The organism is Sphingomonas sp. 320_CC, from assembly GCF_059691795.1.
Window position 1 is genome coordinate 580,661 of record NZ_JCAWAE010000002.1, and the last position, 26,054, is coordinate 606,714.

The 26,054-nt window shown below is 65.5% G+C and carries 21 protein-coding genes and 2 tRNA genes; 10 read left to right on the forward strand and 13 right to left on the reverse strand.

Annotation, left to right across the window (positions count from 1 at the left end; genetic code table 11):
• Window positions 1–121 precede the first annotated feature (121 nt).
• Both AC59GX_RS09620 and AC59GX_RS09625 read left to right on the forward strand, forming a co-directional pair.
• Window positions 122–889, forward strand: coding sequence for a helix-hairpin-helix domain-containing protein (locus AC59GX_RS09620; RefSeq protein ID WP_497301601.1), 768 nt, complete (start codon window positions 122–124; stop codon window positions 887–889).
• A 170-nt stretch (window positions 890–1,059) separates the two neighbouring features.
• The gene (locus AC59GX_RS09625; protein WP_426280074.1) at window positions 1,060–2,148 is read left to right on the forward strand and encodes an MlaA family lipoprotein; all 1,089 of its coding nucleotides are present in this window, start codon (window positions 1,060–1,062) and stop codon (window positions 2,146–2,148) included.
• A 328-nt stretch (window positions 2,149–2,476) separates the two neighbouring features.
• Here AC59GX_RS09625 and AC59GX_RS09630 read toward each other — a convergent pair whose 3' ends face one another.
• A complete protein-coding gene (locus AC59GX_RS09630; RefSeq protein ID WP_056488005.1) occupies window positions 2,477–3,778 on the reverse strand; it encodes a hemolysin family protein in 1,302 nt (433 codons plus the stop codon).
• Between the two features lie 195 nt (window positions 3,779–3,973).
• Between AC59GX_RS09630 and AC59GX_RS09635 the strand changes: the two genes are divergently transcribed.
• On the forward strand, window positions 3,974–4,648 hold the full coding sequence (locus AC59GX_RS09635) for a YiaD family glycine zipper/OmpA-like lipoprotein (RefSeq protein ID WP_426280075.1): 675 nt from the start codon (window positions 3,974–3,976) through the stop codon (window positions 4,646–4,648).
• A gap of 47 nt (window positions 4,649–4,695) precedes the next feature.
• Here the strand turns inward: AC59GX_RS09635 and AC59GX_RS09640 are convergent, their stop codons facing one another.
• The 6 genes from AC59GX_RS09640 to AC59GX_RS09665 form a co-directional block, all read right to left on the reverse strand.
• On the reverse strand, window positions 4,696–5,043 hold the full coding sequence (locus tag AC59GX_RS09640) for a tRNA-binding protein (protein WP_426280076.1): 348 nt from the start codon (window positions 5,041–5,043) through the stop codon (window positions 4,696–4,698).
• Window positions 5,030–5,704 (reverse strand): glutathione S-transferase family protein, encoded by a 675-nt coding sequence (locus tag AC59GX_RS09645; RefSeq protein ID WP_056054264.1) that lies wholly within the window; start codon window positions 5,702–5,704, stop codon window positions 5,030–5,032. The genes AC59GX_RS09640 and AC59GX_RS09645 overlap by 14 nt, the downstream gene beginning before the upstream one ends.
• 335 nt (window positions 5,705–6,039) lie before the next feature.
• The gene (gene gltB, locus AC59GX_RS09650; protein ID WP_426280396.1) at window positions 6,040–10,542 is read right to left on the reverse strand and encodes a glutamate synthase large subunit; all 4,503 of its coding nucleotides are present in this window, start codon (window positions 10,540–10,542) and stop codon (window positions 6,040–6,042) included.
• A gap of 20 nt (window positions 10,543–10,562) precedes the next feature.
• Window positions 10,563–12,005 (reverse strand): NAD(P)-dependent oxidoreductase, encoded by a 1,443-nt coding sequence (locus AC59GX_RS09655; protein ID WP_426280077.1) that lies wholly within the window; start codon window positions 12,003–12,005, stop codon window positions 10,563–10,565.
• A gap of 151 nt (window positions 12,006–12,156) precedes the next feature.
• Window positions 12,157–12,966: an undecaprenyl-diphosphate phosphatase gene (locus AC59GX_RS09660; protein ID WP_133020223.1), complete on the reverse strand. Its 810-nt coding sequence runs from the start codon at window positions 12,964–12,966 to the stop codon at window positions 12,157–12,159.
• Between the two features lie 59 nt (window positions 12,967–13,025).
• Window positions 13,026–13,979: a complex I NDUFA9 subunit family protein gene (locus tag AC59GX_RS09665; RefSeq protein WP_426280079.1), complete on the reverse strand. Its 954-nt coding sequence runs from the start codon at window positions 13,977–13,979 to the stop codon at window positions 13,026–13,028.
• A 112-nt stretch (window positions 13,980–14,091) separates the two neighbouring features.
• Here AC59GX_RS09665 and AC59GX_RS09670 point away from each other — a divergent pair.
• A tRNA-Leu gene (locus AC59GX_RS09670) sits at window positions 14,092–14,178 on the forward strand.
• Window positions 14,179–14,978: 800 nt separating this feature from the next.
• The gene (locus tag AC59GX_RS09675) at window positions 14,979–15,290 is read left to right on the forward strand and encodes a hypothetical protein (RefSeq protein WP_426280080.1); all 312 of its coding nucleotides are present in this window, start codon (window positions 14,979–14,981) and stop codon (window positions 15,288–15,290) included.
• Window positions 15,291–15,657: 367 nt separating this feature from the next.
• Here AC59GX_RS09675 and AC59GX_RS09680 read toward each other — a convergent pair.
• Window positions 15,658–15,731 (reverse strand) — tRNA-Gln (locus AC59GX_RS09680).
• Between the two features lie 185 nt (window positions 15,732–15,916).
• On the opposite strand from AC59GX_RS09680, the gene AC59GX_RS09685 reads away from it, so the two are divergent.
• Both AC59GX_RS09685 and AC59GX_RS09690 read left to right on the forward strand, forming a co-directional pair.
• On the forward strand, window positions 15,917–16,960 hold the full coding sequence (locus AC59GX_RS09685) for a Ppx/GppA phosphatase family protein (RefSeq protein ID WP_497301603.1): 1,044 nt from the start codon (window positions 15,917–15,919) through the stop codon (window positions 16,958–16,960).
• Window positions 16,957–17,628 (forward strand): RlmE family RNA methyltransferase, encoded by a 672-nt coding sequence (locus tag AC59GX_RS09690; protein ID WP_056487962.1) that lies wholly within the window; start codon window positions 16,957–16,959, stop codon window positions 17,626–17,628. Before AC59GX_RS09685 ends, AC59GX_RS09690 begins: the two co-directional genes overlap by 4 nt.
• A 413-nt stretch (window positions 17,629–18,041) precedes the next feature.
• Here the strand turns inward: AC59GX_RS09690 and rpoZ are convergent, their stop codons facing one another.
• Complete coding sequence (gene rpoZ, locus AC59GX_RS09695; protein ID WP_055882033.1) at window positions 18,042–18,386, reverse strand: DNA-directed RNA polymerase subunit omega; 345 nt, start codon at window positions 18,384–18,386, stop codon at window positions 18,042–18,044.
• A gap of 129 nt (window positions 18,387–18,515) precedes the next feature.
• Between rpoZ and AC59GX_RS09700 the strand changes: the two genes are divergently transcribed.
• The gene (locus AC59GX_RS09700; RefSeq protein WP_426283394.1) at window positions 18,516–19,676 is read left to right on the forward strand and encodes a phospholipase D-like domain-containing protein; all 1,161 of its coding nucleotides are present in this window, start codon (window positions 18,516–18,518) and stop codon (window positions 19,674–19,676) included.
• A 270-nt stretch (window positions 19,677–19,946) separates the two neighbouring features.
• Here the strand turns inward: AC59GX_RS09700 and AC59GX_RS09705 are convergent, their stop codons facing one another.
• Window positions 19,947–20,561 (reverse strand): class I SAM-dependent methyltransferase, encoded by a 615-nt coding sequence (locus AC59GX_RS09705; RefSeq protein WP_136188766.1) that lies wholly within the window; start codon window positions 20,559–20,561, stop codon window positions 19,947–19,949.
• A gap of 181 nt (window positions 20,562–20,742) precedes the next feature.
• On the opposite strand from AC59GX_RS09705, the gene AC59GX_RS09710 reads away from it, so the two are divergent.
• Entirely contained in the window at window positions 20,743–21,066 is a 324-nt protein-coding gene (locus tag AC59GX_RS09710; protein ID WP_426283391.1) for an antibiotic biosynthesis monooxygenase, read from the forward strand.
• A 74-nt stretch (window positions 21,067–21,140) separates the two neighbouring features.
• Window positions 21,141–22,400, forward strand: coding sequence for an MFS transporter (locus tag AC59GX_RS09715; RefSeq protein ID WP_426283504.1), 1,260 nt, complete (start codon window positions 21,141–21,143; stop codon window positions 22,398–22,400).
• 15 nt (window positions 22,401–22,415) lie between these two features.
• Here AC59GX_RS09715 and AC59GX_RS09720 read toward each other — a convergent pair whose 3' ends face one another.
• The 3 genes from AC59GX_RS09720 to AC59GX_RS09730 form a co-directional block, all read right to left on the reverse strand.
• Entirely contained in the window at window positions 22,416–22,970 is a 555-nt protein-coding gene (locus tag AC59GX_RS09720; protein WP_426283389.1) for a TetR/AcrR family transcriptional regulator, read from the reverse strand.
• Between the two features lie 35 nt (window positions 22,971–23,005).
• Complete coding sequence (locus tag AC59GX_RS09725) at window positions 23,006–23,470, reverse strand: nuclear transport factor 2 family protein (RefSeq protein WP_426283387.1); 465 nt, start codon at window positions 23,468–23,470, stop codon at window positions 23,006–23,008.
• 127 nt (window positions 23,471–23,597) lie between these two features.
• Window positions 23,598–25,871: a CDC48 family AAA ATPase gene (locus AC59GX_RS09730; protein WP_120300751.1), complete on the reverse strand. Its 2,274-nt coding sequence runs from the start codon at window positions 25,869–25,871 to the stop codon at window positions 23,598–23,600.
• Between the last annotated feature and the right edge of the window lie 183 nt (window positions 25,872–26,054).

Here is a 26,054-nt window from a genome sequence, read left to right on the forward strand (position 1 = left end):
GTTCCGTGTCCTCCCCCTCCGTCACCTTCGGTGCCACCTCCCCCTGACGGGGGAGGATCAGACAAGTCCGCCTGGCCAATTAGGTCTCGCCGCCTTTCGCGCGCATCGCTACGGTATGGGAATGAACGAAACTTCCGCGACCTCCACCTCCGGCCTGAGCCTGTTGCCCGATGGCATCGCCACGCTGACGGCGATCCACTTCACGATCATCGCCGTCGTCGCGATCCTGGTCCTGATCGGCCTGATCTGGGGTATCAGGGCGAAACGCAGCCGCACTAAGGCGACGCGCGACGTGATCGCACACGCCAAGGAGGCCGGTGTTGCGCCTGAGCCCATCGCGGAGGAACGTAAGGATGAAAGCCGGGTCAGCGAGCAGTCCCAGTCGCAAACGCGGACGGTTGCGCCCGCACCTGCCGCGGTGGCGCCTGCTCCAACACCCGAACCGAAGCCCGTCTCGGCACCGGTCGAACCTACGCCAAACCCGATCGCGTCCCCACCGGCGGTCGCACCGCTCGCCCCTCAGGTCGATAGCGCGAGCACTTCCGACCGGTTGAACGACGAACCGATCGCCGCCGCATCGCCGATGGAGGCGAGCCCGGCGGCCGAGGCGATGGCCCCGGTCGAACCGTCTGCGCCCGCGCCGTCCTATGCCGACGGGCCCGTGACGCAGTTGAAGGGGCTTGGCCCGAAGGTCGCTGCGCAGCTTGGCACGCTGGGCGTGTCGACGGTCGGCGAGATGGCGGCGCTGTCGGAGAGCGAGGCGCAGCGCATCGACGCGCAGCTTGGCAATTTCACTGGTCGGATGGGTCGCGATCGCTGGATCGAGCAGGCGCGGTTGCTGGCGGCTGGCGACAAGGCCGGCTTCGAAGCGGTGTTCGGCAAGCTCTGACCGACGCCTTCGCGCGAGACGACCCACGCCGGGATCGCCACGCGATCGGTTAACCGCGATACGCACGCGCGGATGACGATTGGCTCTATGCTGCACGCGCGCTGACGGGCATGTCAGGCGCGTCGCATCTCGATGTAGGAGAGCGGCCGATAACAGGGCGATGAGTGCACATGCTGGTAACGATGAGCGCAATGCTGTTGACGGCTGCCCCCGTTCACGTGACGGCCGCGCCGATAGCGTTGCCCGGCGTCGGTGCGAGCGTGGCGCTGCCCGGCGCGGTAATGTCGCCGTTCGCGGGTGACTTCCAGCCCGTCGCGCCGCTCGCGCTCGCCGCGTCGCTTCCGGCGATCGATATTTTCGCCCAGGGGCTCCCGACGCAGGATATTCCGCCGGTCGGTCCCGCTCCGTTGGGCACCCCGCCCGTCCAGCGGACGCCCAACGACATCATCGTCACTGGCCGCAAGGAAACCGCGGGCGATCCGCTGCGCGCGGTCAACGCCGAGTCGTTCGCGGTGACGCAGAAGGTCGACGACGCGGTGATCGGCCCGGTCGCGCGGACCTACAAGAAGACTGTGCCGAGTCCCATTCGACGCGGCATCCACAATTTCCTCTACAATCTGCGCGAGCCGATCGTCTTCCTGAACTTCCTGCTCCAGTTCAAGCCGGGCAAGGCAGCGGAGACGGTCGGACGGTTCGCGATCAACACGACGATCGGCGTGGCGGGCGTGCTCGACGTCGCCAAGAAGAAGCCGTTCCGCCTGCCGCGGCGGTCGAACGGGTTCGCCAACACGCTCGGCTATTACGGCGTCAAGAACGGCCCGTTCCTGTTCCTGCCGATCGTCGGGCCGACGACGATCCGCGACCTGCTCGGCGGCGCGGTCGATCGTCTGATCCTGCCGGTCGCCATCGGCAAGCCGTTCACCAGCACGGCGTACGCGATCCCCGCGGGTATCCTGGGTGCGCTCGATCACCGGTCGGAATTCGACCAGACGCTGAAGGACCTACACGACAACTCGCCCGATCCGTATGCGGCGACGCGGTCGTTCTATCTCAACCGGCGGCAGGCGGAGATCGACCACCTCCACGGGCGGGTCGAGGGCGATCCGGCGGGGATGTCGGGGCCGCCGCCAAGTGTGGTGCCGTTCGTGCCGAGCGATTTGGAGCCTGGGGCGAAGACGGTTTCGGAAACGCCGATGGAGGCTCCGGCAGTCACGACTCCCGCGGTCGATGCGAAGCCTGCGGCCGAAACTGGTCAGTAAAGGGGACGGAGCCGAACGGTCTCGTCTCTTCTTCCCTTCTCTACCCTTCCCGTTCGTGCTGAGTAGAGACCGAGTAGCTTCGCAGAAGCGTATCGAGGGCTCGTATCGAAGCATGAGTTCCGCGCGCCAACTCGTTCTTCGATACGCCGCTTCGATAAGCTCGGCGGCTACTCAGTACGAACGGATTGTGGGATCAGCGAGTCCTCGGCGCGTGAGCCACGAGCACCTGAGTGAAGAGCGTACCCAACCCAATCACCACCCCGGCGGAGGCCGGGGTGGTGCAGAACGGAGACGCTGTGTTCGACCTTACCCGCGCCACGCCCAGCCCTCAGACTTCGCTCACCAGCAGCTTGTCGATCCGCCGGCCGTCGAGGTCGACGATCTCGAACTTCCAGCCCTGCTCGACGAAGCTCTCGCCCTCGCCCGGCAGGTGGCGGAACACCGACAGCGCGAGGCCGGCGACCGTCGCGTAATCCCGGTCCTCGGGTAGGTCGATACCGAGGCGATCGGCAAGCGAGTCCGCCGCCATCGTCCCTGCCACGAGCAGTGAACCGTCGTCGCGCACCACGACAGACGGCGCATCGTCCGGATCGGAGTCCGACTTGAACTCGCCGGCGATCGCCGCGAGCAGATCGGCCGGCGTAACGATGCCCTCGAAATGACCGTATTCGTCGTGGATCAGCGCCATCGGCACCTCGGCTTCGCGCAGCGCCAGCAGCGCGTCCATCGCGTCGATCTGGTCGATCACGACGGGGGCTTTGCGCATCAGCGCGCGCAGGTCGATCGGCTCGCCGCGGAACAGCGCCGCGGCGATGTCGCGCGCCTGGACGACGCCCTTGACCGCATCGATCGAGCCTTCGCCGACCGGCAGGCGGGTGTGCTGCGAGGCGAGCAGCGTCTCGCGAATCTCGTCGGGGCCCCAGTCGCAGTCGAGCCAGTCGATCTCGGTGCGTGGCGTCATCACTTCGCGGACCGGGCGATCCGCGAGACGGACGACGCCCGAGATGATCGAGCGCTCATGCTCCTCGATGATCCCCGACTTCGACGCCTCGGCGACGATCATGTGGAGCTCTTCGGCGGTGACGTGCTCTTCCGATTCGCGGTTGAGGCGCAGCGCGCGGAAGATCAAGGCGCTGGTCGAATCGAGCACCCAGACGATCGGCGCGGTGCCGATCGCGAGCCAGCGCATCACCGGCGCCATGAACGACGCGATCGCCTCGGGCGCACGCAGCGCGAACTGTTTCGGCACGAGCTCACCGATGATCAGCGACGCGTATGTCGTGAGGCCAATGACGATCGCGAACCCGGCGGTCTCCGCAGTCGAGGCGGACAGGCCCCACGCCTGCAACCGCGCGGCGGTCGGCATGCCGAGGCTGGAGCCCGAATAGGCACCCGCTAGAATGCCGATCAGCGTAATGCCGATCTGGACGGTCGACAGGAACTTGCCGGGGTCGGCGGCGAGCACGAGGGCGGCGCGCGCGCCCTTCTTGCCCGAGCGCGCCATTGCCTCGAGCCGCGCTTTGCGTGCGGAGACGATCGCGAGTTCGCTCATCGCGAACACGCCGTTCAACGCGACGAGCGCGAGGATGATCGCGACGTCGATCCAGGGGAAGGGGGGAAGCGGTGCCATTGGCTCACGCGCTCTTTGCAGGACAACGGTCCGTCGCACAACCGTCCTTACGTACTGGCCTGCGCATACTCGACATCGGACCGCGAAGATGGTCAGGCTCGGTTCAGTGCGCAGGCGGAACAATCGTCGTGACACCGGGTTATCGGCGGTATCGGGCGAAATGCCGTCATCCATCACGTCTCAGGGAGATTATCTATGAAAACCAATATGTTCGCAGGTGCTGCGATTGCCGCACTGATCGCCACCAGCGGCTGCACGACCGATCCGGAGACGGGTCGCCAGACGATCTCGAAGACCGCATTGGGCGGCATCGGCGGCGCGCTTGGCGGCTATCTGCTCGGCGATGTGGTCGGTGGACGGCACGACCGGACCGAGAAGCTGCTGGGCGCGGGCATCGGCGGTCTCGCGGGTGCGGGCATCGGCGCGTACATGGACAAGCAGGAGCGCGACCTGCGCGCGCGCACTGCCGGCACCGACGTGCAGGTGATCCGCCAGGGCGACGACCTGGTGCTCAACATCCCGTCGGGCATCACCTTCGCGTATGACAGCGCCAACGTGCAGCCGCAGTTCCAGCGGACGCTCGACCAGGTCGCGGATACGCTGTCGCAGTACAATCAGACGTATATCGACGTGTACGGTCATACCGATTCGACGGGCAGCGACGCTTACAACCAGACTCTGTCGGAGCGCCGTGCGCGGTCGGTCGCGGATTATCTGGCGGGCCACGGCGTCCAGACTGCGCGCATCGGCACGCGTGGCTACGGCGAAACGCAGCCGATCGCGTCGAACGATACCGATGCGGGCCGGGCAGCGAACCGTCGCGTCGAGGTGAAGATCGTGCCGATCACGCAGAACGACCTGCGCCAGTAAGCGGCGGGGTGCTGCTGATCCTCCCCCGCCAGGGGGAGGATTAAGCTTCAGAACAGTCGCCCGCCGTTCGGGACCGGTCCGGTCGGCGAGATCAGCACCACCTTCCCATCCGCATCGGGAAAGCCGAGCGTCAGGACTTCGGACATCATCGGGCCAATCTGGCGCGGCGGGAAGTTGACCACCGCGGCCACTTGCCGACCTACCAGCGTCTCAGGCGTATAATGTTCGGTGATCTGCGCGGACGAGCGCTTCACGCCGATCTCCGCACCAAAATCGATCCGCAGCTTGATCGCGGGTTTCCGCGCTTCCGGGAAGGGTTCGGCCTCGACGATCGTGCCGACGCGGATGTCGACCTTCTCGAAGTCCGGATAGGCGATCCGTTCAGAAATCGACATTGTCGTAGTGCGCTGGTGGGGAGATTAGCTCCATCCGTTCGGACAGCAGCGGGCGGAAGCTCGGGCGGCTCTTGAAGCCGCGATACCAGCGGGCGGTCTGGTCGTGGCCCTTCCAGTCGATCCCGCCGAGATAATCGGTGACCGAGATCTGCGCGGCGGCCGCCAGATCGGCGAGGCTCATCGTCGCGCCGCCCAGCCAGTTCCGGTGATCGAGCAGGTAGTCCATATAATCGAGATGCCCGACCGCGGCCTTCATCGCCTCGCGCAGGCCCTTCGCGTCGGGCGCGGTGCGGTGCGCGAGGCGCTTGACCATGCGTTCGTGGAGCAGAGGTCCGGTCACGTCGCGGTAGAAATGCGTGTCGAACCATGTGACCAAGCGGCGGATCTCGGCGCGGTTCGTCGCGGTGCCGTTGATCATCGCCGCCTTCTCGACGGTTTCCTCGAAGAATTCGCAGATCGCCATCGAATCGATCAGCGGCGCGACCCCGCGCGATGCATCGACCATCACCGGGGTCTGGCCGGCGGGGTTCATATCCATGAACTCGTCGCGGCGATCCCAGGGCGATTCGCGCACCAGTTCGTAGCCGACGCCCTTCTCGCCCAGCAGCAGGCGCACCTTTCGCGAGAAGGGACACAGGGGGAATTGATAAAGCTGCCACATGCCATCCGTTTAGGCGGTGGGGGGCGGCTGTGTCACTAGCGCGGGTTGGCGCCGAGCAAGAAGATTTGGTTCACGCGGAGGCGCGGAGACGCGGAGGTGTTCCGCTTGTCGCGAAGCCCGCATTTCTGCAACGCGCGCTGGGGTGCAAGCGGCCCGTTCCGGGCGCCCCGCTTCCGCGTCCTCTGCGTCTCTGCGCGAAACCAACTTACTACTCCACCCCGGCGAAGGCCGGGGCCCAGTTGGAAAGGTCGCGGTAACGAAGCGCCGTCCTTCGTTAGCGACGTCCCCTAACTGGGCCCCGGCCTTCGCCGGGGTGGTGTTTGTGTGGCGTCACTCTACTCCGCCGCGACCAGTTCCGCGCTGTCGTCCAGCGGGTGCGACAAGCGCGTCAGCATTTCCTTCGGCACGACCTGCCAGAAATGCGGAGCTACCCGGTCCCAGTCCTCGAGCAGGCCCTTCGACCATTTGCTGTCAGTATGATCCGCGTGATCGCGAACCAGGTCGAGCAGCACGTCAGCCCAGTGGAGCGACTTCACGCGGTCCCAGGTGATGTTCTCGGGGTTGGCGCGCTTCGCGAACACGCCGTCGGGATCGTAGACGAACGCCATCCCGCCGGTCATCCCCGCGCCGAAGTTCGCGCCGACCGCGCCGAGCACCACGGCGATGCCGTTGGTCATGTACTCGCAGCCATTCGCGCCACAGCCTTCGACGACGACGATCGCGCCCGAGTTGCGGACCGCGAAGCGTTCGCCCGCCTGCCCTGCCGCGAACAGCCGGCCCGACGTCGCGCCATAGAGCACGGTGTTGCCGATGATCGTGTTGTCCTGCGACGCCAGCGGCGAACTGACCGCCGGCCGCACGATGATCGTGCCGCCCGAGAGCCCCTTGCCGACGTAATCGTTCGAGTCGCCGAACACCTCCAGCGTGATCCCCTTGCACAGGAACGCACCGAGCGACTGGCCCGCCGAGCCACGCAGACGGATCGTCACGTGATTGTCCGCGAGCGTCGACATCCCGAACTTCCGCGTGATCTCACTCGACAGCCGCGTGCCGACCGCGCGGTGCGTGTTGCGCACCGAGTAGGTCAGCTGCATCTTCTCGCCGCGCGAGAACACCGCGGACGCGTCCTTGATGATCTGCGCGTCGAGGCTGTCCGGGACTTCGTTGCGGAAGGTCGAGAGCGAGAATCGCCGCTGCGAATCGTCGGCATCGACCTTCGCCAGGATCGGGTTCAGATCGAGATCGTCGAGATGCTCCGCGCCGCGGCTGACCTGCCGCAGCAGCTCGGTGCGGCCAATCACGTCGTCGAGGCTCTTCACGCCGAGCCGCGCGAGGATGTCGCGGACTTCCTCGGCGATGAAGGTCATCAGGTTGATCACCTTCTCGGGCGTGCCGACGAACTTCTGGCGGAGCGCATCGTTCTGCGTGCAGATGCCGACCGGGCACGTGTTCGAATGGCACTGCCGCACCATGATGCAGCCCATCGCGACCAGCGACAGCGTGCCGATCCCGAACTCCTCCGCACCGAGGATCGCGGCGATGACGATGTCGCGCCCGGTCTTCAGCCCGCCATCGGTGCGCAGCCGCACGCGCCCGCGCAAGCCGTTTAGCGTCAGCACCTGGTTGACCTCCGACAGGCCCATCTCCCACGGCGTGCCGGCATATTTGATCGAGGTCTGGGGCGAGGCGCCGGTGCCGCCGACGTGGCCGGCAATCAGGATCACGTCGGCATGTGCCTTTGCGACACCCGCCGCGACCGTGCCGATACCCGCCGACGAGACGAGCTTCACGCACACCCGAGCGCGCGGATTGATCTGCTTCAGGTCGTAGATGAGCTGGGCGAGATCCTCGATCGAATAGATGTCGTGATGTGGCGGCGGTGAGATCAGCGTCACGCCAGGCGTCGCATGACGCAGCTTGGCGATGAACTCGGTGACCTTGAAGCCGGGCAGCTGACCGCCTTCGCCCGGCTTGGCGCCCTGCGCGACCTTGACCTCGATCTCCTCGCACGCGTTCAGATATTCCGCCGTCACGCCGAACCGGCCGGAGGCGACCTGCTTGATCGAAGAGTTGGCGTTGTCGCCGTTCGCGTAGGGCACGAAGCGCGACTTGTCTTCGCCGCCCTCGCCCGAGACGGCTTTCGCGCCGATCCGGTTCATCGCGATCGCCAGCGTCTCGTGCGCCTCCGGTGACAGCGCGCCGAGCGACATGCCGGGGGTGACGAAACGCTTGCGGATCTCGGTGATCGCCTCGACCTGGTCGACCGGCACGCCCTCCGCGGGGAAGTTGAACTGGAGCAGATCGCGCAGATACACCGGCGGCAGGTCGGATACGCCGCGCGAGAATTGCAGATAGCTCGTATAGCTGTCGGTCGCGACCGCGGTCTGCAGCAGGTGCATCAGCTGCGCGGAATAGGCGTGCGTCTCGCCGGTATGGCGCTGGCGATAGAAGCCGCCGATCGGCAGCGTCGCGACCGCCGGGTCGAACGCCGCTTCGTGACGATCGGTCGCGTTGACGTGGAGCGAGGCATAGCCCTCGCCGCTGATCTTCGCCGGCATTCCCGGAAACAGGTCGTTCACCAAACTGCGCGACAGCCCGACCGCCTCGAAATTATAGCCGCCGCGGTAGGACGAGATGACCGCGATGCCCATCTTCGACATGATCTTGAGCAGCCCCTCCTCGACCGCGACGCGGTGGCGGCGGAGGCATTCGGCGAGGTCGAGATCGCCGAACAACCCGCGCGACTGGCGATCGAAGATCGCGGCCTCGGCAAGGTACGCGTTCACGGTGGTCGCGCCGACGCCGATCAGCACCGCGTAATAATGCGTGTCTAGGCATTCGGCCGAGCGGACGTTGATCGATGCGTAGGAGCGCAGGCCACGGCGGACGAGGTGCGTGTGGACCGCAGCGACCGCGAGCACGCCGGCGATGCCGACACGGTCTTCGCTGATCGCCTCGTCGGTGAGGAATATCTCGCTCTTGCCCTGCCGGACGGCTTGCTCCGCCTCGTTGCGGATCCGCTGGATCGCCGCGCGGAGCTTTTCCGGGCCACCGCCGACGTCGAACGTGCAGTCGATCTCGGCGACCGCGTTACCGAAATGCGCCTTCAACCGCGACCAATGCTCGCCCGTCAGGACCGGCGAATCAAGCACCAGCACGCGTTCGCGCTGGTCGCGCACGTCGAGGATGTTGGCGAGGTTGCCGAACCGGGTCTTGAGCGACATCACGTGACGCTCGCGCAGCGGATCGATCGGCGGGTTGGTGACCTGCGAGAAGTTCTGGCGGAAGAACTGGCTGATCAGCCGCGGCTTGTCCGAGATGACCGCGAGCGGCGTGTCGTCACCCATCGACCCGATCGCTTCCTTGGCGGATTCGACCATCGGCGACAGGATCAGTTCCATGTCCTCCATGGTCTGCCCCGCCGCGACCTGACGGCGTGCGAGCTCGGCACGGTCGTAGCGGACGATCGCGTCCTCGACCGAGGGCAGGTCGGCGAGCGTATGGAATTCGCCGATCATCGCGGCGTAGTCCGCCTCGCCCGAGATGCGATCCTTCACTTCGCGATCCTGGAGCAGGCGCCCTTCGTCAAGGTCGACCGCGATCATCTCGCCCGGTCCGAGCCGGCCCTTGGCGACGATGGTCGATTCGGGAACGACGACCATGCCGCTCTCGGACCCGACGATCAGCAGGCCGTCGGAGGTCAGCGTGTAGCGGAGCGGACGCAGCGCGTTGCGGTCCATGCCCGCGACCGCCCAGCGGCCATCGGTCATCGCCAGCGCGGCAGGGCCGTCCCACGGCTCCATCACCGACGCGAGATACTGGTACATCGCGGTATGCTCAGGGGGCATGTCCGGGCTGGCGGCTTCGGGCACCAGCATCAGCTTGGCGGTCGGCGCATCGCGGCCCGAGCGACAGATTGCCTCGAACACGGCATCCAGCGCGGCGGTGTCCGACGCGCCGGCGGGGATCACCGGCTTGATGTCCTCCGAATTGTCGCCGAACGCGAGGCTCGCCATCCGGATCTCGTGGGAGAGCATCCAATTCTTGTTGCCGCGGATCGTGTTGATCTCGCCGTTATGCGCAAGGCAGCGGAACGGTTGCGCCAGCCACCATTGCGGGAAGGTGTTGGTCGAATAGCGCTGATGAAAGATCGCGACGCGGCTTTCGAAGCGCTGGTCGCACAGGTCCGGGTAGAAGACGGACAGCGATTCGGCGAGGAACAGCCCCTTGTAGATGATCGAACGGCATGACAGCGAGCAGATGTAGAAACCCTGGATCTGCGCCGCGATCACGCGCTTCTCGATCCGGCGGCGGACGAGGTACAGCGTCTTCTCGAACTCGGCGGCGTCCTGCTCCTCGGGCAACGGACCAGCGATCATGATCTGCTCGATCTCGGGGCGCGTGGCTTGCGCCTTCTGGCCGATCACCGACACGTCAACTGGCACCTGCCGCCAGCCATAGATGGTGTAGCCCGCCTCGATGATCGCGCTCTCGACGATCGTCCGGCAATCCTCCTGCGCGCCGAGATCGGTCCTCGGCAGGAAGATCATGCCGACCGCGAGACGGTTCGGGCGGACCTTGTGCCCCGAGGCTGCGACCGCGTCGTCGAAGAAGCGCAGCGGCAGATCGATGTGCAGGCCTGCGCCATCGCCGGTCTTGCCGTCGGCGTCAACCGCACCACGGTGCCACACGGCCTTAAGGGCATCGACTGCGGACTGCACGACACGCCGCGATGCACGGCCATCAGTCGCGGCGACTAGGCCTACACCGCACGCATCGCCCTCGAATTCTGGGCGGTACATGCCGTGCTCGGCGAGGCGGGCGCGCTGATCGATCATCGGAAAACCCTGTTCGTTGCTCATGCCGCCACCTTCGCGTTGGCCGCCTTGGTCTTCAGCCATTTGTGCATCGTCGCGGCGACATCGCGGCCGTCGCGGATCGCCCAGACGACGAGGCTGGCGCCGCGGACGATGTCGCCCGCTGCGAACACGCCGTCGAGCGAGGTCATCAGCGTCTTGCCGTCGACCAGCACGGTACCCCAGCGGCTGACGCCCAGTTCCGGCGTCGCGAACAAGGTGGGCAGGTCCTCGGCGTCGAAGCCGAGCGCCTTGATGACCAGGTCCGCATTCACCGAATAATCGCCCGCGGGATCGGGTTCGGGCGCGCGGCGGCCGCTCGCGTCGGGGGCGCCGAGACGCATCTTCCGAACCTTGACGCTCGAGACCACATCACCTCCGTCGAAGCTTTGCGGGCCCGAAAGCCAGACGAACTCGACGCCCTCTTCCTCGGCATTGGCGACTTCGCGCTGCGAGCCGGGCATGTTGGCGCGGTCGCGGCGGTAGAGGCACTTCACCGACTTTGCGCCCTGGCGGATCGCGGTGCGGACACAGTCCATCGCGGTGTCGCCGCCGCCGATCACGACGACGTCCTTGCCCTCGGCATTGAGGCTGCCGTCGTCGAACGCGGGGACGGCGTCGCCGAAGCCCTTGCGGTTCGAGGCGACGAGGAAGTCGAGCGCGGCGACCACACCGTTCGATCCGCCACCGGGCAGGTCCATCGCGCGCGCCTTGTAGACGCCGGTCGCGATCAGGATCGCGTCGTGGCGCTGGCGGAGATCGTCGAGGCTCGCGTCGTCGCCGACCGCGAAGCCTTCGTGGAAGACGATACCCGCCGCCTTGAGACGCTCGACGCGGCGCATGACGATCGGCTTCTCGAGCTTGAAGCCGGGGATGCCGTAAGTGAGCAACCCGCCCGCGCGGTCGTAGCGGTCGTAGACGTGGACGTCATAGCCGTGCCCGCGCAGATATTCCGCCGCGGTCAGGCCCGCCGGGCCGGCGCCGATCACGCCGACCGACTGGCCGCGCGACTTGCCGGGGACCAGCGGCTCGACCCAGCCATTCTCCCAGGCGGTGTCGGTGATGAACTTCTCGACCGAGCCGATCGTGACCGCGCCGTGCCCGGTGAACTCGATGACGCAATTGCCTTCGCACAGCCGATCCTGTGGGCAGATGCGGCCGCAGATCTCGGGCATCGTCGAGGTCGCGTTGCTGAGCTCATACGCCTCGCGCAACCGACCTTCCGCGGTCAGCCTGAGCCAGTCGGGGATATGGTTGTGCAGCGGGCAGTGGACCGAACAATAGGGCACGCCGCACTGCGAGCAGCGCCCGGCCTGCTCCTCGGCGGGTTGAACCGCGTATCGCTGCGCGATCTCACGGAAATCCTCCTGCCGCTCATCCGCGGTGCGCTTTGCCGGATAGGATTGCTCCCGCCCGACAAACTTTAGCATCGAATCGTTCGCCATACATGCCTCCGACAGCCGCGTTATTGCGCCGTCGGAGGCTTGTCACCGTAAAATCGCCCATTATGCCAGGATAGCTGACGTATTAATTCGTCAAATCAGGTAAATTGTGTAAGAACAACTCTCAACAAGGCTTATTTATTCCGAAACGGACCTACTTGCTGAGCAGCCAGACCAGCGCGGCCGAGCCGGCAGCTACCCGGTACCAGGCAAAAGGCACGAACCCGTGCTTGGTGACGATCCCGACGAACCACTTCACCACCAGCAGCGCGACGACGAACGACACTGCGGCGCCGATCGCGATCGCGCCAAGCCCGACCCCGCCGCCGCTCGCGATCGCATCGCGGTTCTTCAGCAACTCGAGCGCGCTTGCCCCCAGCATCGTCGGGATGGCGAGAAAGAAGCTGAACTCGGCCGCAGTGCGCCGCTCGACACCCAGCGCCAACGCACCGAGAATCGTCGCACCGGAGCGGCTGACGCCAGGGACCATCGCAAGGCACTGGAGAAAGCCGATACCGATTACCGTCTTCAGGGGGATGTCCGCCACGCCGCTGATGTCGCTGCGCGGGGCGAACCGCTCGACCGCGAGGATCGCGAAGCCACCGACGATCAGCGCGATCGCGACGACCTCGGCGTTCCCCAGCAACGCCTCGATATGCTTGTGCAGCGCGAGGCCGATCACCGCCGCCGGGATGAACGCGACCACTAGGTTGCGCAGGAACAGCCAGGATTTCGGTTCACGCTTCAACAGCCCCATGCCGACCGCCCAGAACGTTCGCCAGTACAGCACGACGATCGCCAGGATCGCGCCGAGTTGGATGACGACGTTGAACACCTCCCAGCGCCCCGCATCGTAGCCGAGCAGCCTCGTCGCGAGGATCAGATGCCCGGTGGAAGAGACGGGCAGGAATTCGGTGATCCCCTCGACGATGCCGAGGAGGATGACGGTGAGAAGTTCGGTCAAGCGGGAGCTCCGGCGCGGTAGGTCAGGGCAATCTCAAAGGGTAGGTAGCACGCGCAGGATCAGGCGACATGGACTTCCGCATGCGTCTCGGCGCGACGGCCGAACCGTCCGGCCTTGCGAAAGCGCACCAGCCAGCCCGGCGCGACCGTAGACAGTGGTGTAGCCTCGATCCCGAACGCGGCGAGGCCATTGGTGCCGGTGACGATATTGTCGGTCTGCAGCATCGTCCACTGGTCCTTGGTGATCGGTGCACCCGGCAGGAAGCCGCCCTTGGCAATCAGCGCGCCGGCAAAGTCCGGGAGTTCGACGATCGAGGGGTTGCGACCGATAGTCTTGGCGATCCAGCGGATCAGGTTGCCCATCGTGATGATGTCGGGCCCGCCGAGCTCGAAGGTCTTGCCGCCGAACGTCTCGGGATCGGACGCCGCGGCCACCACCGCGTCCGCCACGTTGCCGACGAACACCGGCTGGAACTTAGCGCCCGCGCGCAGCACCGGCACCACCGGCGCCTTGGCGATCATGCCGGCAAAGCGGTTCACGAACTGGTCTTCCTGGCCGAACACGATCGACGGCCGCAGGATCGTCGCGTTGGGGAACGCCTCGAGCACGGCGGCCTCGCCCTGCCCCTTGGACTTGCCGTACGCCGACGCGGACTCCGGATCCGCGCCGATCGCCGAGACGTGCACGAGCGCGCCCACGCCGGCCTTCGCCGCAGCCTGTGCCACCGTCTGCGCGCCAAGAGCCTGGACACGCTGGAAATCGCCCGCCAGCACGCCGACTAGGTTCACCACCACGTCCGAGCCGTGCACCGCATGCGCGATCGTCTCGGGCTTGGTGACGTCGGCCCCGACGAACTGCGTCTGGCCGAGCCCGCCGAGCGGTTTCAGGAAGAACGCCTGCCGCGGATCGCGCTGCGCGATGCGGACGCGTGCGCCCGTCGCCAGCAGCGCCTGTGCGACATAGCGGCCGACGAAACCGCCGCCCCCGATCAGCGTCACCAGTTTGTCGTTCATCGCGCGTCCGTCCACTTTGTTTTGCCTGCCAATCACGAATAACCCCTTGCCCCAGCAAGAGGCGTGTTGACAAGCATCGCGACCCTCCCCTAGAGGCGCCCTCCTACCCCGTGCCCGGATGGCGGAATTGGTAGACGCACCAGCTTCAGGTGCTGGCGATCGCAAGGTCGTGGAGGTTCGAGTCCTCTTCCGGGCACCACACTATAAGCATTGCGCCTTATAGACGATCAAGCTGCGCACCACTGGGTGCCGCGCTTGACTTGTAGGACAAGGTTGCTCAGATGTTCTCACCGCAAAGACAGCGGGGGACGGCATGGTCGAGACATCAGGAATTAGCGAGCGGAACGCGTTCTTGCGGCGGCTGCGAACGGGTAAGGTGCCATCGGCGCTGGGTCCTGACGGTCTCTAACTCAAATATAATCCATGGCATGATTTGGCGGACGGCCAGTTTACCTTCGCAGGTGCGGGACGCCATGATGGATCGAGCAACGGCGATACGACTAACGCCGGGAGCGGTCGCACGTCCTCCCATGTCGGTTGCGCTCCAAGAATCGGGTCGCGGACTGCGGCGCACCCGAAAGCCAAAGTGCCGGAGGCGAGACCGCTAGCGGGCGTTGGCCAGAGATCATTAGAGCACGGGTCGGTCGGAATACCGCCCGCGCGCTCCGGTAACGCCGCCAAGTAGTCAGTCGAGCCCTGTTGCCGAATTCGTCGGTGGAGTCGGTCAGGGGCTTTACGATGTCAGCGCGGGAACGGTGGCTGGCGTACGTGCTGCGCTGACGACAAATCCGGTTACCAGGGCGATTACGTGATCGACCGGAAATGGAAAATAGTCACCGCACCACGTGCACGGTCCCAGATTTCGCGACAATCGGAAGTCTTGGCACAACCTCGCCTTATTGGAGTATGGGAATTCCCTACTCCTGTGCAGAAGATTAAGGCCTTAAAGCTCCTAAAGATGATGAACGTCACCAACATCAAGGGAAGGGTAGTCAAACCATGATAGTTACCCAGATCGCGCACATCATTGCGGATTATGTCGTTTTTCTTGAGCTGACCGAGGAAGAGGAGCTAAACCTCGATACGGCCGTCACGATGATGGAAGCGCTAGCGGACCAGCTCGAAAATTTAGATAAAGATTTTCTACGCGAGCTGGTCGACGCTTTCGCCGCAATCGCCGAGGAATATAGCGGCGAGGCGCAGCGGGTGGTGCGGAATATAGCGCACAATTTTTATCTCGAAGAGGCGCTCGCAGCCGACGATCCGGTGAGACTGGTTCAGTTGGACGCGCTGCGCGATGCAAGGGAATGAACGCGAGGATATCAGCGCCCCAAGCATGTGAAAGTAACGACGTCGAACAGTCGATACCGCCCTATTGATAACGCTGGCTGAGAGCGTTTCAACCAATATATGCGCCTGGCTTTGGCCTCAGTGGGCAAATTTTCAGCGCCAAGGCGGCGTGGAGCATGGCGACTGCGTCTTGCATCGTGACCGGCGGATTTATGTCCCGAGGCGACTTTGAACAAGCGGCTTCCGTGTCGCCTAACTCGACCGAGTGCGAAACGGCGTTTAACCGACCGAGCGGCCGGTCGACGTACGCAGAGATCATCAAGCGCCAGGGTACTCGTTGAACCCTTAGTTGCTTTGGAATTGCCTCGACCGCTCAGGCGGGAAGCGCTGGATGCCCCGTGAGGATTCGAACCTCAATAGGCGGTATCAGAAACCGCAGTCTTACCATTAGACGACGGGGCATCAGCGAGGGCGGGCTCTACGGGTGGCCGCCGAGGCTGTCAACGCCAAGATGATGCCGTTCCGCCACTTCGCTTGCGTAATCGCGCCGCCGCGCTACATTCGTGTCCAAGCACCGGGCGGGTATTTTCCCGCGGCGGCAGACATAGATAGCGAGTTTTACGGCGATGGGGGATGTTTCCGCCCGAATGCCGTTCCGGCAGGGTAGTCCTGCCCGTCCGGCGGCGACCCGGCCCTCTCGTGGGCGGTGGGCCGATGCGCAGGCGTTTGCCGCGCTGGATCTCGGCACCAACAATTGCAGATTGCTGATCGCGCGACCGCAGGCTGGCGGGTTTGCGGTGATCGATGCGTTCTCGCGAATCGTGCGGCTGGGCGAGGGATTGGCTTCGACCGGCAAGCTGAGCGATGCGGCGATCGAGCGGACGATCGCTGCCTTGCGCGTGTGTTCGGACAAGCTCCAGCGGCGCAACGTCACGTTGGCGCGATCGGTCGCGACGGAGGCGTGTCGGCAGGCGTCGAACGGGCCTGCGTTCATCGCGCGCGCGCTTGCCGAGACGGGAATCCATCTCGACATTATTTCCGCCGAGGAAGAGGCGCGGCTGGCGGTGCTCGGCTGCCATGCACTGATCGAGCCGGGGGAGGATCCCGCGCTCGTGTTCGATATCGGCGGCGGCTCGACCGAGCTCGTGCTAGTCGATACCTCGACGCCGATCCCGACCGTGCTCGACTGGCATTCGGCGCCGTGGGGCGTGGTGTCGCTGACCGAGCATGCCGGTGGCGGCGAGGGCGAAGGCGGCCGTCGTGCCGCGTATGCGAAGATGCGTCAGGTCGTTGCCGACAGTTTCGCGGGGTTCGCTAGCCGCCTACCCCGGCATATCGAGCGGCCGCGTTTGCTCGGCACCAGCGGCACGGTAACGACGCTCGGCAGCGTGCATCTCGGGCTCAGCCATTACGATCGCTCGGTGGTCGATGGACTGATCGTGCCCGCGTCGGCGATGCGCAAGATCAGTGCCGACCTTTCCCATATGTCGATCACGGAGCGCGCCAAGCTGCCGTGCATCGGCAACGAGCGCGCCGACCTGGTGGTCGCGGGCTGTGCCATTCTGGAGACGATCATGGATTTGTGGCCCGCCGAACGGCTCGGCATCGCCGACCGCGGTATTCGCGAGGGTATCCTGCGCGGACTGATGGGCTCGCCCAAGCCCGGCAAAGCCACGGGAGCGGTGGCATGAGCCGCGGCGGTTCCGGCGGGCATGTCCGCGTGCTCACTGCGCGCAAGCGGACTGCGCAGTCGACGAGGTGGCTCGAGCGGCAGCTGAACGATCCGTATGTGAAGCGCGCGAAGGCGGACGGCTATCGCAGCCGGGCGGCCTACAAGCTGATCGAGCTCGACGAGCGGTTCGAGTTGATCCGCGGATCGAAGCGTGTGGTCGATCTCGGCCTCGCGCCGGGCGGCTGGGCGCAAGTGATCCGGCGGCGGATACCCAAGGCGACGGTCGTCGGGATCGACCTGCTGCCGGTCGATCCGATCGAAGGCGTGACGATCTTCGAGATGGATTTCCTCGACGATGCGGCGCCTGGCAAGCTGATCGAAGCGCTGGGCGGCGCGCCGGACCTGGTGCTGTCGGACATGGCGGCGAATACCGTCGGGCATCCGCAGACCGATGCGTTGCGGACGATGGCGCTGGTCGAGACGGCGCTGCACTTTGCGTGCGAGGTGCTGGAGCCAGGTGGCACGTTCGTGTCGAAGGTGTTCGCGGGCGGCGCGGATTCCGAGCTGGTTGCGGAAATGAAGCGGAACTTCAAGACGGTGAAGCATGCCAAGCCGCCGGCAAGCCGTAAGGGGTCGGTCGAGTGGTTCGTGGTAGCACAGGGGTTTAAGGGTCGGTCAGCGGATTAGCGTGGCTAATCCGCGTCGCGGACCGACCCCGGCCAGCGTTGCGCAGCAACGACTGACGACGCGGCTTTGCCGTGGCGCCCTACCTTAGCGTGGTCACAAGCAATGCGGTTGGAATGAATCATAAGCATGTTTCCCCGTGAAGACGGGGATCCAGACTGGGCTCCCGCCTTCGCGGGAGAACAAGGAGGCGGGGTCGCACTACTACGTGCCCTCACCCTTCCCACGGCAAGCGCCGCGGGCCCCTTCCCTCTCCCCTTCAGGGAGAGGGTACAAAGAAAAAGCCCGTGGACCTTTTGGGTCCACGGGCTCTCTCTATTCCGCGCGCCGCGGCAAAGCCGCGTCGTCGGCCGGGCTATGCCCGCCGGCCGGGGTTTCGGCCAAGGCGCGGATTAGCTTTCGCTAATCCTGCTGCCTCAACCCTCGTAATCAGCCCCGAGATTCTGGTTCCGCGGCGGTGCAGCGGCGGTAAGCCGCAACGCCTCGGCCGAAGCGGCCAAGCTGCCGACGGCATCGACCTCGTCGTCGTCGTCGACGCGAACCTTCTGCAGGCCCTGGATGACCTGTTCCTTGAGATGCGCCGGCTTGACGTTCTCGTCTGCGATCTCACGCAGCGCGACGACCGGGTTCTTGTCGCGGTCGCGGTCGAGCGTCAGTTCGGCGCCGCCCGAGATCTGGCGCGCACGCTGGGCCGCGAACAACACCAGGTCGAACCGGTTGGGGATCTTGTCGACACAATCCTCGACGGTAACGCGCGCCATGCGGCTTCCTTCGTAACAACGATAGAATGAGAATGCGTCGCCTACGGGGGGTGGCCCGCAAAGTCAAGAAATGCGCGGATCACCGCCATCGGGTTGCCACCCGAGCGCCCGGTGTCCATCACGCACGCCATGGACGATCCCGCAGACCAGCCGACTTTCAGCGTCGACGGCAACCAGATGACGCTGCTCGATACCGGCCCCCGCCGCCTCGACGCGGTGCTCGCGCTGATTAACGGCGCCGAGCGAACCCTGCGGATCCTCTATTACATCTACGCCGACGACGAGTCCGGAAAGCGCGTCAACGCAGCGCTCATCGCCGCTGCCAAGCGCGGCGTCGAGGTCGCGCTGATCGTCGACGGGTTCGGTAGCGACGATGCGCCGCAAGCCTTCTTCGAACCGCTAAAGACCGCCGGCATCTCGGTATGCCGCTTCTCCGCCCGGTTCGGCCGCCGCTATCTGCTCCGCAACCACCAGAAGCTCGCGCTTGCCGACGAAACGCGGATCATCATCGGCGGCTTCAACATCGAGGACGATTATTTCGGCACCGCCGCGGAACAGGCATGGCGCGATTTGGGCTTGCTCGTCGAGGGTCCGGCGGCGGGGCGGCTGGCAGGCTATTTCGATGCGCTGAAGGACTGGATTCATGAACCCAAGGGCAAGCTGCGTCATCTGAACGCTGCGCTATCGCACTGGAGCGAGACCAAGGGCCCGACCCGCTGGCTGATTGGTGGACCGACGCGGAAGCTGTCGCCCTGGGCACGTGCCGTGCGCGACGACATGCGACGCGGGCGGCGGATCGACATCATCGCCGGGTATTTCACGCCTAGCCCCGCGCTGCTCCGGCGGCTCGACAAGGCCGGGCGGCGGCAGGCCGAGGTACGGGTCGTCACGGCCAGCAAATCGGACAACAACGCGACGATCGCGGCGGCGCGGTTCACCTATGCAGGACTGTTGCGCAAGGGCGTGCGGCTGTTCGAATACCAGCCGACCAAGCTGCATACGAAGCTCTACGTGATCGACGATGCGGTACATATCGGCTCGGCGAACTTCGACATGCGCAGCCTGTTCATCAATCTCGAACTGATGCTGCGGATCGAGGATGCGGCGTTCGCAGCGCATGTCAGGGGGTATATCGATGGCGAGGTGGCCAAGTCGACCGAGGTGACCAAGGAACTATACCAGGCGAACACCGGGTGGGTGCAGCGTATCAAACAGCTCGGGGCGTATTTCGTGGTGGCGGTGGTCGACCCGAGCTTGTCGCGCGGGCTGAACTTCGGGATCGACGAGTAGGGGTCGGGGGCCGAGGGGCATCTACTCTTTCCCGTCATCCTGACGAAAGTCAGGATCCAGGGTCGAGAATGCCATACTAATTGGCTCTGGGTCCTGACTTTCGTCAGGATGACGGAGAGGATTTGGACGAGGTTTCCGTTTACCTGACTCAGAGCAGCACCAGCGCCGACGGCAAAGCCGCCGTCGGACGGGTTCGGCTATCTTAGCCGACCCGCCGGCCGGGCCTGAAGCTGCGCTTTGCGCATCGGCGCGGACGTGGCCGCGCCTGCTTCAGTCCTTCCACGCCCAATACAGCTGCGCCGGCGGCACGTTCCACCACTCCATGTCGTGATCGATCGACTCGAAATGCGGCGTCAGGAAGTCCTTAACCTTGGGCGAGAACTGATAGACCAAGAACGCACCGCCGGTCCGCAGCACCGAGTGCGTCGCGGTCGCGATCGCCGGGCCGACACCAGGCGGCAATGTGGAAAAAGGAAGCCCGGACAGCACGTAGTCCGCTTTTTCGAAACCATGGTCGGCGACGATGGTCTCGACCTCGTCGGCCGACCCCAGCACCGCGAAGAAGCGTGGGTCGGTGATCGTGTGGCGCAGATACTGAATGAATTCGGGGTTCGTATCGATCACCACCAGCTTGGCGTCGGACGCCATCCGGTCGAGGATCGGCCGGCAGAACGTGCCGACGCCCGGGCCGTATTCGACGAACAGCTTGCAGTTCGCCCAGTCCACCGGACCGAGCATCTTGCGGATCAGCTTGTCCGACGACGGCACGATTGACCCGACCATCACCGGGTGTTTCAGGAACCCTGAAAAGAACATCTGCCACGGGGACGGCACGCCGGCTGGTCGGCTGCGTGCACGCCGGGTGGCGGTGGTCGAACTGGGCATCGCGTTCCTTACGGTCAGGGGTCCCGCACGCTGGCGAGGCTTTGGCCCTCCCGTCGCACGAATTCCGAACGCGTTTCAAGGGCCGCAGGTTGCATCGGGCGACGAACCGAAGCGGAAGTCGTGCTGCGCCAAGTGGTTCTGGCAGCTTTGCCAAGCGTACGGCATCGCTTAAGCACACATCATGAACGACGATCGGGCAGGACAGATTGCTGTTATTTTCGTGTCGATCCGTAACGATGCGGACGCCGCAGGTTATGGCGAGGCCGCCATGGCCATGGACGCGCTAGCCGCGGCTCAACCTGGCTATCGCGGCGTTGACAGCGCGCGCGAAGCGGGCGGCATAGGGATCACCGTCAGTTATTGGGCGGACGACGCCGCGGCGATCGCGTGGCGCCACCATCCCGAGCACACCGCGATTCGCGAGTTCGGGCGCGCGCACTGGTACGACAGCTATTCGGTCAACGTCGCGCGGATCGAGCGCGCCTATCACTGGACACGAGCGTGACCGGTGCGGTAATTGGCGGGGCGACCGAAGGCCCGAAGATCGACGACCCGAAGATTGATCGGCGCTTCGCGCTGATGTTCCTGGTTATGCTGACGATCGCGGCGGGAAATACCGCGCTACAATCGGTGTTGCCTGCGCTCGGGCGGTCGCTCGGGGTGGCCGACAGTGCGGTCGCGGCGGCGTTCTCGGTGTCGGCGTTGCTGTGGGTAATCGCCGCGCCGTTCTGGGCGAACCGGTCTGACAAGCACGGCCGGCGCGCGATGATTCTGCTCGGCGTCGGTGGGTTCAGTGTGTCGCTGACCGTGTGCGGCGTGTTCCTGCTCGCCGGGATCAACGCCTGGATCGGCGGCACGACCGCGTTCCTGTGCTTCATCGGCGGCCGGCTGATCTACGGCACGTTCGGCGCGGCCGCACCGCCGGCGGTGCAGGCGCTCGTCGCCGGCGAGACGACGCGGGAAGAGCGGACCAAGGCGCTGACGTTGCTCGCCTCGGCATTCGGGCTCGGCACCATATTGGGGCCGGCGATCGCGCCGTATTTGATCCTCGGCTCGATCGGCGGAGTCGAGATCGGCTTGGCGGGCCCCGCGTTCCTGTTCGCGGTGTTCGGGGTGGCGGTGTGGATCACGGTGCGGCGGATGCTGCCCGACGACAAGATCGTCGCCCCGCACGAGACGCACGGCGCGAGTTCGGCCTATCCCTCGATTGGTGGTGCGCCGACCGGGGCCTCGGTCGCCGCCGCGACCGGATCGCATGTCGAGCATGTCGGCTACACGGATCCCCGCATCCGCGCGTGGATGATCGCCGGGCTGGTGATGGGCCACGCGCAGGCCATGACGGGGCAGGCGATCGGCTTCCTCGTGATCGACCGTCTCCACCTCGCCCCTGCCCTCGCGCTGGAGCCGACGGGCATCGTCCTGATGATGGGCGCTGGCGCCGCACTGCTGGCGCAATGGGGCATTATCCCCCGCCTCAACATGACCCCGCGGCAACTCGTGCTGACCGGACTGGTGCTTGCCGCGGCCGGCACCGCGCTGACCGGGATCGCGACCTCGCTCTACACGATCGCGACCGCCTATGCGCTGGCGAGCCTCGGCTTTGGCTTCACGAGACCGGGGTTTACCGCCGGGTCCTCGCTCGCGGTTGGCGCCAACGCGCAAGGCTCGGTCGCGGGCAAGGTGACGTCGATCAACGGCGCGAGCTTCGTGCTGGGGCCATCGATAGGCGTCGGACTGTACGAAGCGCAGCACTCGCTGCCCTATCTGGTCGCGGGCGCGGCCTGCGTGGTGATGATCGGCTATGCTTGGGTTTCGCTGCGTGATGCGAAGGACGTTTAGGCTTGATCAGGCCGATTACGCATCGGACCTGCCATGACATGCCACCGCGTCGAGCAAAATCCCTTCCAGCCGACGGACGATCCGCACGAACGCGGTCTCGTCACCCAACGCGCGCGCCAGGACGATCGCGCCCTGGATCCCGGCAACCGTGTCTTCCGCGAGGCGCACGGCCAGCGTTGACGGGATAGCGCTCGCTTCGAGGCAATGCGCCAAGGCCGATATCCAGCGGGAAAAATACCCGCTGATCCGGACCGCGAAAACGTCGCCTGAGGCGCCCAGACCGAGCCAGCCGACGAGGCAGACCCTGCCCCCGGACTGGAAATACGCCGTCACATCCTCGATCATGGCGGTGATTGCCGATGCCGGGTCGGTCGCCTGCTCCAGCGGCACGAAGATCGTCGTCGCGAACCAATCGTCTATCTCGGCGAGGACGGCGTCCATCATCTCCACCTTCCCGCCGGGGAAAAAGTTGTAGAGGCTGCCCTTGCCGAGCCCGGTCGCCTTCGAGAGCGTCGACAGGCTGGCGCCCTCGAAGCCGTGCTTGCGAAACGCCTCGGCGAGTGCCGGCAAGGCGTCGGCGCGATCGGTCAGGACGCGCTTCGCGGTCAGAGGCCGAGATCGCTCAGCGAGGGATGGTCGTCGGGGCGACGGCCGAGCGGCCAATGGAACTTGCGGTCGCCGTCCGCGATCGCGCAGTCGTTGATCGAGGCGATGCGGCGCGCCATCAGCCCGGCGTCGTCGAACTCCCAATTCTCGTTGCCATAGGAGCGGAACCAGTCGCCGGCGTCGTTGCGCCATTCATAGGCGAACCGCACCGCGATCCTGTTGCCGTCATGCGCCCAGACTTCCTTGATGAGGCGATAGTCGAGTTCCGCCGCCCATTTGCGCGTCAGGAAGACGACGATCGCGTCGCGGCCGGTCAGGAACTCGGTCCGGTTCCGCCAGACGCTGTCGGGCGTGTAGGCCAGCGACACCTTGTCCGGATCGCGACTGTTCCACGCGTCCTCCGCCATGCGCGCCTTCTGCGCTGCGGTCTCATGCGTGAATGGAGGCAGTGGCGGTCGGGACATGGCGGCACCTATCAACTAACTTGTACCAAATGGTACAACATGGCCATGCCGCGTGCAACGATGATCCCGGTGGCCGGCTCGCTACGCCCATCTTCCCACCCGGCGGGAACCGGGTGGGAAGCGAGGATCAGTCGTCCGCCTTGCTGGGGAACGCGAAGCCCAGAGGCTGGATCGCCGTCGCGTCCTGCTTCAGGCGGGCGGCCATCTGTTCGTATTCGCGTTCGGTTTCCGGGGTCACGCTGGCACGCGACTCTTTCAGCGCGCCTTCGAAGTCGGCCATCGTCACGTCGGTCGAGTCGATCGAGCGGCGCAACGCCACCAGGCCGGCGCGGCGGACGACGTCCTCCAGATCCGCACCCGAGAAGCGGTCGGTGCGGTCTGCAAGACGGTCGAGATCGACGTCGGACGCAAGCGGCATCTTCTCGGTCTGGATGCCGAGGATGCGACGACGGCCGGCCTTGTCGGGGACACCGACATAGACGAGTTCGTCGAACCGACCGGGACGCAGCAATGCCGGATCGATCAGGTTGGGCCGGTTGGTCGCGCCGATCACGACGACCGATTGTAGCTCCTCAAGCCCGTCCATCTCCGCGAGAATCGTGTTGACGACACGCTCGGTCACCTGCGGCTCGCCAGCACCGCTGCCCCGTGCGGGCACCAGTGAATCGAGCTCATCGATGAAGATCACGCACGGCGCGACCTGGCGTGCGCGCTGGAACAGGCGGGCGATCTGCTGTTCGCTTTCGCCGTACCATTTGCTCAGCAGGTCGGACGATTTGGTGGCGATGAAGTTCGCCTCCGCCTCGCGCGCGACCGCCTTTGCGAGCAACGTCTTGCCGGTGCCGGGGGGGCCGTAGAGCAGGAAGCCCTTGGCCGGGCGGATACCGAGACGGCGGAACGCGTCTGGGTTCTTGAGCGGGAGCTCGACGCCCTCCTTCAGCCGCATCTGCGCGTCGTCGAGACCGCCGACATCGGCCCACCGCACGGTCGGCGCCTGCACCATCACTTCGCGCATGGCCGAGGGCTGGACGCGCTTGAGCGCCCCCAGAAAATCCTCGCGCGTGACCGACAATTCGTCGAGCACCTCGGGCGGGATCGTCCGCTCCTCGAGGTTGAGCTTCGGCATGATCCGGCGGACCGCCTCGATCGCCGCCTCGCGGGTCAGCGCGGCGAGATCGGCACCCACGAAGCCGTAGGTGGTGCGCGACAGCTCGTCGAGGTCGACGCGGTCGCCGAGCGGCATGCCGCGCGTGTGGATGCCGAGGATCTCGCGACGGCCGCGCTCGTCCGGCACGCCGACGACGATCTCGCGATCGAACCTGCCCGGACGACGGAGTGCTTCGTCGATCGCCTCGGGACGGTTGGTGGCGGCGATCACGACGAGGTTCGCACGTGATTCGATGCCGTCCATCAGCGTCAGCAACTGCGCGACGAGACGCTTTTCCGCCTCGCCCGACACCTGGCCACGCTTCGGCGCGATCGAATCGATCTCGTCGATGAAGACGATCGAAGGCGCTGCCTTCGCGGCTTCCTCGAACACTTCGCGTAGGCGCGACTCGGACTCGCCGTACGCCGAACCCATGATTTCCGGACCGTTGATCAGGAAGAACTGTGCGTCGGATTCATTCGCGACAGCGCGCGCGAGGCGGGTCTTGCCGGTACCGGGAGGGCCATGAAGCAAGACGCCCTTGGGTGGATCGACACCCAAACGCTGGAAGAGTTCGGGATAGCGGAGCGGCAGTTCGACCATCTCGCGCAACTGGTCGATCGTCTGCGCCATGCCGCCGATATCGTCGTAGGTGACGTCGGCGCGGCGAGCGGCCTGCGGCTCTTCATACTCGGAGCGGAGTTCGATCTCGGTATTCTCGTCGATGTGTACCACGCCCTTGGGGCTGGCGGCGATCACCGCGAGGCGGATCTCCTGCAACGCGTAGGCCGGCGCGTTCATGAACTGCTGGACGCCCGGCGGCATGTTGCCGACGCGCTGATGCCCCGCGGTCGCGACGATATCGCCCTGGCAGATCGGCCTGCCGAGGAACGTGCGCTTGAGCGCGTTGGTCGAACCCTGGAGGCGAAGGTTCTGCTGCGCCGGCGCGAAGACGACGCGGGTCGCCGGTTTCGATTCGGCCTTGCGCACCTCGACGTAATCGCCCGAGCCGACGCCGGCATTGGCGCGCTGGAGGCCATCGAGGCGGAGAATGTCGAGACCCTCGTCCTCCGGATACGGACCGACGGCGCGCGCTGGTGTGTTCTGCTTACCGAGAATCTCGATGACGTCGCCTTCGCCGATGCCGAGCGTCGCCATCAGCGCGCGCGGCAGGTGCGCCAGGCCGCGGCCACTGTCTTCGGGACGCGCGTTGGCGACCTGAATTTTGCGCGTGGGGATTTCGCTATCGGCCATGTCGACTCCATTCGATCTCGTAGCGTCCGAGATAGGGGGCCGGTTCCAGCCTTGTCAGGGGTTGAAAACACAAAAAAAGGGCCGGCCAATGAAGGCCAGCCCATGAAAGTTTTTAGGAGAGGATGCCTAAAAGGCGAGGTCTTTTTGCGTCGAGACGGTTCGTGTTGCAAGTGCGAAGGGATC